This is a genomic window from Streptomyces sp. PCS3-D2 (genome assembly GCF_000612545.2).
Taxonomy (GTDB): Bacteria; Actinomycetota; Actinomycetes; order Streptomycetales; family Streptomycetaceae; genus Streptomyces.
The window spans coordinates 7150927-7163558 of sequence record NZ_CP097800.1; the positions used below are offsets into that span (position 1 = coordinate 7150927).

General features: G+C 73.7%; 11 protein-coding genes. 5 read left to right on the forward strand and 6 right to left on the reverse strand.

What is annotated here, in order from left to right; all coding sequences use genetic code 11:
* The first annotated feature begins 11 nt into the window (after positions 1-11).
* The gene (locus tag AW27_RS32065) at positions 12-2039 is read left to right on the forward strand and encodes a prolyl oligopeptidase family serine peptidase (RefSeq protein WP_037922263.1); all 2028 of its coding nucleotides are present in this window, start codon (positions 12-14) and stop codon (positions 2037-2039) included.
* A 68-nt stretch (positions 2040-2107) separates the two neighbouring features.
* Here the strand turns inward: AW27_RS32065 and AW27_RS32070 are convergent, their stop codons facing one another.
* Positions 2108-3958 carry a glycoside hydrolase family 15 protein gene (locus AW27_RS32070; protein ID WP_037922265.1) on the reverse strand — a complete coding sequence of 617 codons (1851 nt, stop codon included), beginning with the start codon at positions 3956-3958 and terminating at the stop codon, positions 2108-2110.
* 335 nt (positions 3959-4293) lie between these two features.
* Between AW27_RS32070 and AW27_RS32075 the strand changes: the two genes are divergently transcribed.
* Entirely contained in the window at positions 4294-5079 is a 786-nt protein-coding gene (locus AW27_RS32075) for a class I SAM-dependent methyltransferase (RefSeq protein WP_037922268.1), read from the forward strand.
* A gap of 33 nt (positions 5080-5112) precedes the next feature.
* Here AW27_RS32075 and AW27_RS32080 read toward each other — a convergent pair whose 3' ends face one another.
* Entirely contained in the window at positions 5113-6102 is a 990-nt protein-coding gene (locus tag AW27_RS32080) for an NAD-dependent epimerase/dehydratase family protein (protein WP_037922270.1), read from the reverse strand.
* Between the two features lie 78 nt (positions 6103-6180).
* Complete coding sequence (locus AW27_RS32085) at positions 6181-6687, reverse strand: GNAT family N-acetyltransferase (protein WP_037922274.1); 507 nt, start codon at positions 6685-6687, stop codon at positions 6181-6183.
* A gap of 182 nt (positions 6688-6869) precedes the next feature.
* Between AW27_RS32085 and AW27_RS32090 the strand changes: the two genes are divergently transcribed.
* Positions 6870-8300: a L,D-transpeptidase gene (locus AW27_RS32090; RefSeq protein WP_236647651.1), complete on the forward strand. Its 1431-nt coding sequence runs from the start codon at positions 6870-6872 to the stop codon at positions 8298-8300.
* A gap of 62 nt (positions 8301-8362) precedes the next feature.
* On the forward strand, positions 8363-9061 hold the full coding sequence (locus tag AW27_RS32095) for an HAD family hydrolase (protein ID WP_037922276.1): 699 nt from the start codon (positions 8363-8365) through the stop codon (positions 9059-9061).
* Between the two features lie 69 nt (positions 9062-9130).
* On the opposite strand, the gene AW27_RS32100 is transcribed toward AW27_RS32095, so the two are convergent.
* From AW27_RS32100 to AW27_RS32110, 3 genes are all read right to left on the reverse strand, one after another.
* Positions 9131-10285 (reverse strand): PP2C family protein-serine/threonine phosphatase, encoded by a 1155-nt coding sequence (locus tag AW27_RS32100; protein WP_052030666.1) that lies wholly within the window; start codon positions 10283-10285, stop codon positions 9131-9133.
* A gap of 20 nt (positions 10286-10305) precedes the next feature.
* Complete coding sequence (locus tag AW27_RS32105) at positions 10306-10683, reverse strand: VOC family protein (RefSeq protein ID WP_037922278.1); 378 nt, start codon at positions 10681-10683, stop codon at positions 10306-10308.
* A 102-nt stretch (positions 10684-10785) separates the two neighbouring features.
* Entirely contained in the window at positions 10786-11439 is a 654-nt protein-coding gene (locus AW27_RS32110; RefSeq protein ID WP_037922280.1) for a DUF4389 domain-containing protein, read from the reverse strand.
* A gap of 241 nt (positions 11440-11680) precedes the next feature.
* Here AW27_RS32110 and AW27_RS32115 point away from each other — a divergent pair, with 241 nt between their 5' ends.
* Positions 11681-12538 carry a 2OG-Fe(II) oxygenase gene (locus AW27_RS32115; RefSeq protein WP_078556509.1) on the forward strand — a complete coding sequence of 286 codons (858 nt, stop codon included), beginning with the start codon at positions 11681-11683 and terminating at the stop codon, positions 12536-12538.
* Positions 12539-12632 lie beyond the last annotated feature (94 nt).

Genomic DNA, 12632 nt, shown 5'->3' on the forward strand with positions numbered 1-12632 from the left:
ACAATCGCCTGATGAGCGATGACGACCCCTACCTGTGGTTGGAAGACGTATCCGGCGAGGAAGCCCTCGCCTGGGTCCGGGAGCGCAACGCCGAGACCGTGGGCGCGCTGACCGGCGCCCCCGGCTTCAAGGTGCTCGAGCAGGAGATGCGCGAGGTGCTGGACGACGACGGCCGGATCCCGTACGTCGTCCGCCGAGGCCCTCACCTCTACAACTTCTGGCAGGACGCCGACCACGAACGCGGACTGTGGCGGCGCACCACACTGGAGGAGTACCGCACCGACTGCCCGGCCTGGGAGGTCCTCCTGGACCTGGACGCGCTGGCCGAGGCCGAGGGGGAGAAGTGGGCCTGGGCCGGCAGCAGGGTCCTCGCCCCCGAGCACCGGCACGCCCTGGTCCTGCTCTCCCGGGACGGCGCCGACGCCTGCGTCGTGCGCGAGTTCGACCTGGAGGCCCTGGAGTTCGTCACGGACGGGTTCACGGTTGCCGAGGCCAAGACCCGGATCGGGTGGATCGACCACGACCGGGTCTGGATCGGTACGGACTTCGGTGCCGGTTCGATGTCCGCCTCCGGCTACCCGCTCCAGGTGCGTCGGTGGCGCCGCGGCACCCCCTTGGAGGACGCCGAGCTCGTCTACCAGGGCCGCCCCGGCGACCTCTCGGCCTCCGGCTGGCACGACGACACCCCGGGCTTCGGGCGGGACTTCGTGCACCGGCAGATCGACTTCTGGAACCAGGAGCTGTTCCTCCTGCCCGAGGATCCCTGCGCCGCGCCCGTGAAAATCGACGTCCCGGACGACGCGAGCGCCTCCGTCCACCGGGAATGGCTGACCGTCACCACCAGGACGCCCTGGCTCGGCCACCCCGCGGGCAGCCTGCTGGCCTTCGACCTCCAGGCCTTCCTGGCCGGTGCGCGGCAGGCCGAGGTGCTGTTCACCCCGGACGAGCGCACCGCGCTCGCCGGATACAGCTGGACCCGCAACCACCTCGTCCTCGGCACCCGGCTCGACGTCTCCTCCGGCCTGGAGCTGCTCACCCCCGGGCCCGGCGGCTGGAGCCGCGCACCACTGCCGGGTCTGCCGCCGCTGTCCACCGCCTCGGTCACCTGCACCGACCCGGACGTCGGCGACGAGTACTTCCACCTCGTCACCGGCTTCCTCCAGCCCTCCACCCTCTACCGGGGCACAGCGGGCGAACAGGACGCCAGCGAGCCCGTCAAGCAGAGCCCCGCGCTGTTCGACACCGCAGGGCTCAGCGTGCGCCAGTTCTTCGCGACCTCCGCGGACGGCACCCGGGTGCCGTACTTCGTCGTCGGCCCCGAGGAGCGGTCCGGCCCCGGCCCCACCCTGCTCTACGGGTACGGCGGCTTCGAGATCTCCATGGTCCCGTCGTACAGCGCGGTCACCGGCCGCGCCTGGCTCGCGCGCGGCGGTACCTACGCCGTCGCCGGCATCCGGGGCGGGCACGAGTACGGGCCGGCCTGGCACCGGGCGGCGCTCGGCGCCCACCGGGTCCGGGCCTACGAGGACTTCGCCGCCGTCGCCCGGGACCTCGTCGCCCGGGACGTCACGACCCCGGCCCAGCTCGGCATCGAGGGCGGCAGCAACGGCGGCCTCCTCATGGGCGCGATGCTCACCCGCGAACCGGAGCTGTTCGGCGCGGTCGTCGCGCACGTGCCACTGCTCGACATGCTCCGCTTCCACAAGCTGCTCGCCGGCGCCAGCTGGATCGCCGAGTACGGCGACCCCGACGACCCGGCGGACCGGCTTCACCTGGAGGGCATCTCCCCCTACCACCGGATCCGGACGGACGGTCCCGCCTACCCGCCGCTGCTCCTGCTCACCTCGACCCGCGATGACCGTGTCCACCCGGGGCACGCCCGCAAGATGGCCGCCCGGCTGCGCGAGGCCGGCCATCCGGTGCTCTTCCACGAACACATCGGCGGCGGCCACGCGGGCGCCACCGACCACCGGCAGTCGGCCTTCAACGAGGCTCTCGTCCACACCTTCCTGTGGGAGCGGCTGGCCCCGCCGAAGTGAACGCCCAGCCGGGCACGCGCACCCCGCGTGCCCGGCGCGACCGCGACGCCCGGTCCGCCCCGGCGGCGTCAGCCCCCGGGGCCGCTCTCCTCCACACGGTCGAGCTGCTCGTCCAGGGCGAGGGCCGCCGCGATCAGCGACAGGTGGGTGAAGGCCTGCGGGAAGTTGCCCAGCTGCTCGCCGGAGGGTCCCATCTCCTCGGCGAACAGGCCGACGTGGTTGGCGTAGGTGAGCATCTTGTCGAAGGCGTACCGGGCCTCCTGCGGTTTGCCGGCCCGGGCCAGCGCCTCCACGTAGACGAAGCTGCAGAGGTTGAAGGTGCCCTCCGATCCTCGCAGCCCGTCCGGGGAAGCCTCCGGGTTGTAGCGGTAGACCAGGCTGTCGCTGACCAGTTCGCGGTCCATGGCGGCGAGCGTGCTGAGCCAGAGCGGGTCGGTGGGGGAGAGGAAACCGACCCGAGGCATGAGCAGGAGGGAGGCGTCCAGCACGTCGGTGTCGTAGTGCTGGACGAACGCCTGCTTGTCCGCGTTCCAGCCGCGCTCGACGATCTGCGCGAAGACGGTGTCGCGCACCCGCCTCCACCGGTCGACGTCGGCGGGGCGGGCGAAGGTGGAGGCGAGGCGGATCCCCCGGTCGAAGGCGACCCACGTCATGAGACGGCTGAAGGTGAAGTTCTGGCGGCCGCCCCGGGTCTCCCAGATGCCCTCGTCGGGCCGGTCCCAGTTCTCGGCGAGCCAGTCGAGGACGCCGGCGTACGCCGTCCAGCCCTGGATGCCACCCATGTCGCGGGTCTGGGCCAGGGCGTCGGAGGCCTCGCCGTAGATGTCGAGCTGGATCTGGTCGGCGGCCGCGTTGCCCGCGCGCACCGGCTTGGAGCCCTCGTAGCCGTCGAGGTGGTCCAATACCTCCTCGGTGAGGCGGGCCTCGCCGTCGACGCGGTACATGATCTGCAGGGGTTCGCCCGACGCGGTGCCGCCGGCGGCGAGCCGGTCGAGCAGCCAGCGGCGGAAGGCGGAGGCCTCCTCGACGAACCCGAGGTCGATCAGGGCCCTGACGGAGAGGGAGGCGTCACGGACCCAGGTGAACCGGTAGTCCCAGTTGCGCTCGCCGCCGACCTGTTCGGGCAGCCCCATGGTGAGCGCGGCGATCGGCGCGCCGGTGGGCGCGTAGGTGAGCATCTTCAGGGTGATCGCCGAACGGTGCACGATGTCGCGCCAGCGGCCGCGGTAGGTGCAGGAGCGCAGCCAGGTGTGCCAGAAGCCGCGGCAGGCCTGCAGCTCGGCGCTGATCCCCTCGGCCGACAGCGGAGGTGGCATGGGACCGTCGTCAGCGTCGCTGGTCAGCACCACGGCCGCCGCCTGCCCGGCCTCCAGGGTGAAGCGGGAGACGAGGTCCTCGCCGTCGCGCCGCAGCACGATGGGGCCGGCGGCGGTGGCGACCTGGAGGTGCAGCTTGGTGCCCGGACCCCGGAAGACCACCGACGTCCGGTCGAGCTCCTCGAACGTGTGGGGGGCGCGGCCGTAGTCGAACCGCGGGCGGCATTCGAGGTCGAAGTCCAGGCGGCCCCGCACCACCCGCACCACCCGGACCAGACGGTGGCGCTCGGTGCGCGCGGTGGTGTTCAACGGCACCATGAAGTCGGCGACCTCGCCGACCCCGCAGGGCCCCATGTACCGAGTCACCAGCACGGCCGTGTCCGCCTGGTAGAGCTGACGCACCACGGCTCCCGGCTCGTGGGCGAGATCGGCCGCGAGCCGGCAGTAGCCCCCGCGCTCGCTGTCGAGCAGGGACCCGAAGAGGCTGGGGGAGTCGAACCGGGGCGTGCACCACCAGTCGACCGTTCCCCGCGAGGACACCAGCGCGGCGGTCTGGAGGTCGCCGACCATTCCGTGATCGGCGATGGGCGGGTAAGCGTTCACACGTGCCTCCCTCGCTCGGACCGGGATCCGGCACATGCCGACCGGCGCTCCCGGCCCGTGTCCCGGTGCCGCGACAGCCTGGGACCGCCCCGTCCGCGGCGTCCGGGCTGCCGCCGTGCTCCGTCACCCCCAGCGTGCACCGCGGCCGTGACCGCCGCACTTCCGGCGCGGGCCGGGAAACACCGGGCGGACGCCGCCGGAACGCAGGATGACGGGAGAGCGGCCCCCAGGGGTTCCGCGCGGACATCCGATCGGGGGATTCGCGGCCCACGGCGGCGGCGGAAGCCGCTCGGATGCACCACGATCGGCGGGTGCACTTCCGAAGGGAGGACCCCATGAGCACCCCGTTCGCGTCCGCCGCCCCCTACTACGCCCGCTACCGGTCCCCGTACCCGAGGGAGATCCACACGCTGCTCGCGGACCGCTTCGCGCTCGACGGATCCCAGACCGTGCTGGACCTCGGCGCCGGCCCCGGCACGCTCGGCCTGCCCCTGGCCTCCCTGGCCGACCACGTCTACGCCGTCGATCCGGAGCCGGCGATGCTCGCCGAGGGGACCCGGCTCGCCGAGGAGCGAGGCCTGACGAACATCTCGTGGCTGCGCGGCGACGCCGCCCGCGTCACCCGGCTGTGCCTGCCCCGGATCGACCTGTGCGTCATCGGCAAGGCGTTCCACCGGATGGACCGCGGCCGGCTGCTGGCCGACCTGGACGACGTGCTCGCGCCCCGGGGCGGGCTCGGCGTCGTCGTCTCGCTGCGCCGGCCCGGTGATCGGGGGCCGGCCTGGCTGGCCGCCGTCGAAGAGGTACGCGAGCGCTTCCTGGGCCCCGGCAGCCCCGGGCAGTCCGACCTCGACGACTGGGAAGACCTCGGCGACCTTCTCGCGAAGTCGCCGTTCTCCCGGGTCGAGACCCACCGGTGCGACCTGCTCGTCCGCCGCACGGTGGACGAGGTGATCGGCCTCCAGCTGTCCTTTCCCTCCTCCAGCCCGGCCGTGCTGGGCGACCGGATGGCCGCCTTCGAGGCGGAGCTGCGCCGGGCCCTGCTCGACCACGACCCCCGCGGCACGTACGCCCGGACCCTCCGCATCGGGGCCGCCGTGGCCACCAGGCCGCGGCGCTGAGCCCGCTCCGGCCCCCGGGGCGACCGACCCGGCTCAGCCGTCGAGCGCGGCGAGGAGTTCGCCTTCGCGGACGGCACTCAGCCCGGCCCGCCGGGTGCGGTCCAAGCCCTCGGAACGCTCCCACTCCAGGATGTCCGCGAGCATCTCCGCACGCGGCCGGTGCCGCAGCCCGGCCGCGTGCGCCGCGGCTCCGCTGCGGGCGCTGAAGCCCGCCCACTGCGGGTCCGGCAGCCACATGGCCAGCGACTCCGGCCCCATGAACGGAGCCACCCCCTGGTCCAGGAGCCACTGCGGGTCCGCCTCCACGACCTCCCCGGCGTGCCCGCCCACACGGCGCGACAGGGCGACCCACTCGTCGAACGGCACGACGGGCCCCACGGCGTCGAAGGTCCCGACCGTGCCCTTCTGCGCGAGGTCGAGCATCCAGCCCGCGAGATCGCGCACGTCCACCACCTGCGTCGGCAGCCCGGGGGAGCGCGGTACGAGCATCGGCCGATCCACCGCGCGGGCGGCTCGGGCCACCCAGTAGCCCGAGCGCCCCGTGTGGTCGCCGGGGCCGCCGATCAGGCCGGCCCGGGCGACCACCAGGCGGTCACCGACCGCCGCGCGCACCGCCGCCTCACAGGCGACCTTGGCCTCGCCGTACTCCTCCCGTCCCACGTACTGCTGCTCGGTGGGTGCCAGCAGCGCGGCCGACTCGTCGGCGCCGACCGTGCCGTGGTCGGCGTAGGCGCTGGCGGACGAGACGTACGTCCAGTGCCGGGTCCGCTCCGCCAGTGCCACGAGCGCGTCGCGAACGAACGCCGGCTGCCACGACACCTCCAGCACGGCGTCCCAGTCGCGATCCAGGAGCCCGGCGTAGGCGTCCGGGGCCTTCCGATCAGCCGTCACCAGCCGCGCCCCGGGCGCGACGTCACCGCTCTCGCCGCGCGCCAGACACGTCACACCGTGTCCGCGCTCCACCGCCTGCCGCGTGATCTCACGGCCCAGCCACGCGGTCCCGCCCAATATCAGGAGATCCATCGGCCCACCCCAGCACACTGCCGACCCGACCGCGACCCCGGTTCGCGGTCGGCGAAGAGCAGGGCGCGGGCCCGGGGGTCACAGGTCGCGGCGCATGCAGACACGCGGCCACCGGTCCAGGCCGTGTGCCGCCTCACGCGCCCGGATCTCCCGCAGGCCGGGAGTCAGCGCGGCCTCGCCGAGGGGACGGAAGCCGCAGCGGACGTAGTACGGCGCGTTCCAGGGGACTTCGGCGAAGGTGGTGAGCGTCAGCGCCGGCACACCCCCGCCCACCGCGACCGCCGCGAGGCGCTCCAGCAGGGAGCGGCCGAGGCCCCGGCGGGAGTGGTCCGGGTGCACGGACACCTGCTCGACGTGGAGGTTGCCGTCCACATGATCGGCGATCAGGTAGGCGACCGGGACGTCCGCCCCGTCCACCGCGACCCAGGCGAGGCCCGCCTCCCGGAAGGCGGCGAGCACGGCGAGCGGCGGCGGCTCGTCGTCCGCGATCTCGGGCATGCCGATGTCCCGGAAGCAGAGCCCCGCGGCCCTCTCGATGTCCTGGAGGGCGGTCAGTTCGTCCTGACGTACAGCGCGCACAGACATGGGGCCATTGTCCGTACGGAGCCGCGCGGGGGCACGCGGGTTTCCGCGGCCCCGTCCGGCCGCGTCCACCCTCCCGCGGAGTGTGCTCCGTACGAGTTCACTTCGGGTGCCCGTTCGGCCCCAGGGCCGAGCGCGTGATCATCGGGTTGGCTCCTCATCGGTTTGATACGGCTATGCCACGAATGCGACGCACACGACCGACCACGACGTGGGGCGCGGTGGCTGCGGTGACGGGGGCCATGCTGGTCGTCGCCGCAGCGCCGGGACGGGGGCCCGATGCGGACACCGCGGACGCGACCTCGGCCGGCCCCCCGCGGGAAGCGGCGGTCACGCTGCTGGTGGGAAGGGTGCTGGAGGGGGCCCGCCAGGCCGGCGAAGGGCGGTGCGCGGCCCGGCTGTTCCGCACCCGGCTGTGCGACGGCTGGCAGGAGCAGCGGGTACGGGCCACGGCGCGCGGGGTGGGTTCCGTCCTGGAGGAGCCCGCCGTCGCCGGCGCCGCCTGGGCGCGGGCCCTGCCCACGGACTCCGGCGGGCCGCTGGAGATCGCCCTCACCGAACCGGGCCGCATCACGGACGTGACCGTCTCCGACGCGCACGGCCGCCACCTGTCCGGTGAACTCGGCCCGCACGGTGACCGCTGGCTGAACACCGAGTCGTTGCGCGCGGGGGAGGAGTACACCGTGCGGGTCGGCGCGCAGGACGCGGCCGGTCACCCGGTCGCGGTGACGATGGCCTTCCGGACCGCTCCGCCCGCGGACGGCGGCAGGCTGACCGTCGAGTTCGGGCCGCGCCCCGGCACGTACGGGGCCGGCGAGATCGTGACGGCCGCCCTCAGCCGCCCCGTACCCGCCGACGACCCGGTGGCGCGCGCCCGGCTGGAACAGGCGCTGGAGGTGACCTCGCAGCCGCACGTCGAGGGCGCCTGGCACTGGGTCGACGCCTCGACCCTGCACTTCCGGCCCCGCACCTACTGGCCCGCGCACGCGGTGGTCCGCGTCCGCAGCGGGCTGGACGGGGTCGAGGTCGGGGACGCCCACGGCGGCCCCTCCGAGGACCTGCGTTTCACCATCGGCGACCGGATCGAGGCCGTCACCGACTCCGCCACCCACCGGATGACCGTGCGCCGCAACGGACGGGTCATCAGAACGATCCCGGTCACCACCGGAAAGGAGGGCTTCCGGACCCGCAGCGGCATCAAGGTCGTCCTGCGCAAGGAGTCCAAGGTCCGCATGCGCGGCGACACGGTCGGCATCGAGCGCGGCACCAAGGAGTTCTACGACCTGCCCGTCTCCTACGCGACCCGGGTGACGTGGAGCGGCGAGTACATCCACGCCGCGCCCTGGTCGGTCGAGGCGCAGGGCGAGGAGAACGTCAGCCACGGCTGCACGGGCATGAGCACCGAGAACGCCGCCTGGTTCTTCGACGCGGTCCGCGAGGGGGACATCGTGGAGGTGGTCAACAGCGGGGGACCGCCGATGGCCCCCTTCGGCAACGGGTTCGGCGACTGGAACCTGGACTGGCGCGACTGGCTCGCCGGCAGTGCGCTGGCCAACGTCGACGCCGCCGCGCCCCGTTCGCCGCTGGCCCCGTCCCGCCTGCACCCCACGACCTGAGCGCGGCCGCCCGGTGCCTGACCTGCCCGACCTGCCTGACCTGCCTGACCTACGATCACCACATGATCACAGGTGTGATGTTCGACTTCTCCGGCACGCTGCTGCGCATCGAGTCGACCGAGGACTGGCTCGGCGCGGGCCTGGCGGCCACCGGCGTCCGGCTGTCCGACGAGGAGTTCCGCGAGACGGCCGGAAGACTCGCGGAGTACGGGGCCCTGCCGGGCGGCCGCGCGCCCCGGAAGGTCCCCGCCGACCTCGAAGCCCTGTGGCACGAAAGGGATGTGAGCGCCCGTCGGCATCGGGCGGCCTACCAAGGCCTGGCGCTGGCGGCCGGCCTCCCGGAGCCGGCGGCCGAGCTGGCCCGGGCGCTCTACGACCGCCACATGAGCCCGGCCGCCTGGCGGCCCTACCCGGATACCGCACCGACGCTGCGCGAACTGCGTCGACGGGGCATCGCGGTGGCCGTCGTGAGCAACATCGGATGGGACCTGCGGCCGGTGTTCCGCGCACACGGCCTGGACGGACTGGTCGACGTCTACGTGCTCTCCTACGAGCTCGGCGTCCAGAAGCCCGACCCGCTGATCTTCCGGACGGCCTGTGACGGGCTCGGGCTGCCGCCGTCGAAGGTGTTGATGGTCGGCGACGACCGCACCGCGGACGGCGGCGCCGCCGCGCTCGGCTGCCCGGTGCACTTCGTCGAGCACCTGCCGGTCGAGCGGCGGCCGCACGGCCTGGCACCCCTCCTGGACCTGCTGGGGTAGCACTCCGGGCGCCGGCGGCGTTCCGACGGCAGGGCGGCGGCCCGACCGCGCAGGACGCCCGCGGAGCCGTCACCGCGCCGCCGCCTCCGGGGGCGGCCGGAGGCGGAGACGGGCGGCGAGTACGGCCACGTCGTCCTCGGCGTGCCGCGCGTCGAGGCCGGTGCAGACCCTGTCCACCACCTCCGGGGCCCGGCTGCCGGCGGGCATCCTCAGGGCCGCGAGCCGGGCCAGGGACGCGTCGATGTCCTCGCCGCGGCGCTCGACCAGCCCGTCCGTGTAGAGCAGGATCGTCTGGTCCGCGGTGAAGGGCAGGGCGACGGCCTCGTAGTCGCCGATGCCGGTGCCGAGCGGCGGGCCGACGGGCACGTCGAGGAGGGTCCCCGGGCCGTTCGCTGTGAAGGCCGCGGGCGGCAGGTGACCCGCGCTCGCGTACGCAGCCGTACGGCGGGCCGGATCGACCCGGACGAGGAGGCAGGTCGCGGGACGGCGGTCGTCCTCGGCGGCGGCCAGCGTGTCCAACTGGCGCAGCACGCGGTGCGGGGCGAGATCGGTGGAGGCCACGTCGCGCAGGGTGGAGCGGTAGGCGTTCATGTCGACGGCGGCCTCCAGGCCGTGGCCCATGACGTCCCCGATCACCAGCAGGGTGCGGCCGAAGTGGAGCCGTACGGTCTCGAACCAGTCGCCGCCGACGAGGGCGCGCGAGCCCATCGGCAGATAGCGGCTGGCGACTTCCAGGTTCGGGTGCGGCCGGCCGGGCTCGGCGACCAGGGCACGCTGGAGGTCGAGTGCGATCTCCTCGGTGGCCGCCAGCCGGCGTGCGTGCCCGACGTGCACGCACGCCAGGCGTGCTGCGAAGCGCACGGTCGCCGCCTCGTCGGCGCCGAAGGCGGTGTCCGCGCGGGCCGCGAGCAGCCGTCCGTAGACCTCGCCCCGGCCGGCCAGGGGCACCGGGACGACGTGCGTGGAAGCGGGCGGACCGTGCGGAGGGTCGAGGAGGCCCGCCGTGTCGCCCGCGGCGGCGACCCGACCGCCCGGGCCGTTCCGGCCGCCCGTCAGCTCCACCGCCACGGCGTCGCACGGGCCGTCGACGAGGAACTCGGCGAGCTCCCGCCAGACCGACACTTCGTCCGAGGACGTCCCGATCCGGTCGACGGCCTCCTCCATGGCGCTCATCCGTGCCCGGGGGCCGTACGGGTCCGACGGGTCCGACGGGTCCGACGCCATGGTCCGGTGTCCTGCGCGGGTCAGCCGCTCGCCTCCAGCACGGACAGGACGTTCCCCGCCGGATCCCTGAACCAGGCGATCGGGGGGCCGCCTGCGGTGCGCGAGATGCCCTTCGGGTCCTGTCCGAAGCCGTCGTAGCGCTCGAAGGCCACACCGCGGGCGCCGAGGTCGTCGACGGCCCGGTCGATGTCGGGTACCGGGAAGTTCAGCACGGTGAAGGTGGCCGGGACGTGGTTCTCCTTGGGGTACACCAGCACCTTGGTGTCACCGCCGAGATGGAGGGACAGCATCCCGTTGTCCTCGGAGACCCGCAGGCCGAGGGTCGAGCCGTAGAACTCTCTGGCGGCGTCGATGCTGTCGACCGAAAAGCCGCTGAACGCCCTGCTGTCTCCCAGCATGGTCTTCCTCCGCCCGTCCCGGCTCCGGCCGATGCGGCCCTGCCCGCCCTCATCGTCCCTCCGAAGCCGGGCAGCCGCACGGCCGGCGTCGGGGCCGCCGCCTCAGACCGGGGCGTCCCCGGGCTCGTCGCCGCCCATGTCGAGACGGAACGGCGGGTAGGCGTCCGTCATCAGGGAGGCGTAGGCGGTCACCCGGAGCACCCACCGGTTGAGGCCGATGAGCAGGTCGAACAGGTCGCGCGGGTACTTCTCCGTGAAGGCCAGGGTGACGACCGCGATCAGGGCGAGGAGTCCGATCAGACCGCCGGCCGACCAGCCGGAGTGCGCGGCGCCGGTGAACAGGCCGATGACGAGGTACTGCGGGATGGCCAGCAGCCACCACTTCACCAGGACCAGGCCGCGGGAGAGCCGCTCGGGGTAGACGATGTCCAGCCGGGCCGGGTAGTCGTGCTCGGGGCCCAGGCTGAAGGGCGGGTACCGGTCCGTGCCGAGGGCGCCGTAGGCGTAGTAGGAGACCCGCCAGGACCAGCGGAGCACTCCGAGGTTGAAGTCGAACAGGGCACGCGGATAGCGCTCGGTGAAGAGGATCGAGAAGAACGCGATCACGCTGACCACCAGGAACGCCAGCCACAGGAAGGCCAGCACGACGTAGTGGGGGATCGCGAGGAGCCACTTCACCAGCCACAGCCAGCGCGACAGCGGCGTGTCCAGCCTGGCCGACACCGTGACCGGCGGATAGCGGGTCTGCAGGGTCATGGCGCTCACCTCTTCGCGTCGCCCGGTTCTCCTCCATCTTCCTTCCCGCCCGCGCGCACCGCACCGTGCGGCCGCCGGATGGCGGTGTGCGCCGGCGTACGCCCTTGGCCGCCGGGAGCGGCCCTGTGCGGCGGGGGCGGGCCCAGCCCGCCGCAAGCGCACGGCGCCCGGCCCGTGTTCTCCCTTGCGCCCCCATGTGCCCCTACGGCGGGTCCCGCCACCGCGCGTACGGTTCCGGGCCATGAGTGGATACGCGATGGAATCGGCCACCCCGGCGGAAATCGGCGCCCAGGCCCTGCCTCCCTCCGACCAGTGGTCCACGGCCCCCGTGGTCCCGGCACCGGTGTGCCGCTTCGAGAACTTCCTCGGCGCCGAACGCGCCGCCACCCTCCTGTCGTACGCGATCTCCCGCGAGGCGGACTTCCGTGCGGGGACGGTCCTCGACCCCCTCTCGGGCCAGGTCTCCCACAAGGGCCGCAGCTCACTCGTCCTGCCCGTCACGAGCTCCGTGTTCAGCGCGCACCTGGCGGACTGCCTGCCGCTCGTCCAGGAGGTCCTCGGCCACCGGGCGGCGCTCACACAGACCCGGACGGTCCTGACCGCGCACGGCGAAGGGGGCCACTACGGCATCCACACCGACGCTTCACGGGTCCGTGACGTCGCGACGGCCCTGTCCGCCGTGTACTACCTCCACCGCGCCCCGCGGGGATTCGGCGGCGGCCGGCTCCGGCTGTACGACACCGTGCTCGCGGACGGCGGCGCCCGGCCGGCGGATTCCTACCGCACCATCGAGCCCGAACACGACACGATCGTGTTCTTCCCGGCCGGCGCCTTCCACGAAGTCGTCCCCTCCACCTGCCCCAGTGGGCACTTCGCGGACCACCGCTTCACGCTCACGACGTGGATCAGCGGCACCGGGTCCGCGGCGACGGCGCCCGACGAACCCTTCCGGATCTGGCCGTGGCTGGCCCAGGCGGCCGAACGCACCCGCCCGCTCGCCGACGTCGAACACGATCACGACGGCGCCGACCCTGTCGCCCTGCCCGTCGCGGACCCCGCCACCCGTCTCACCCTTCCAGCGCCCCGCAGGACGCGTTAGGGCCTGTCCGGCGCCCTCCGACTCGCCCGAAAGGTCTTGGGCGCGACAGCATGGAGGGAGAGCGGGCGCTCGGCGGGACGGCGTCGGGAGGAGG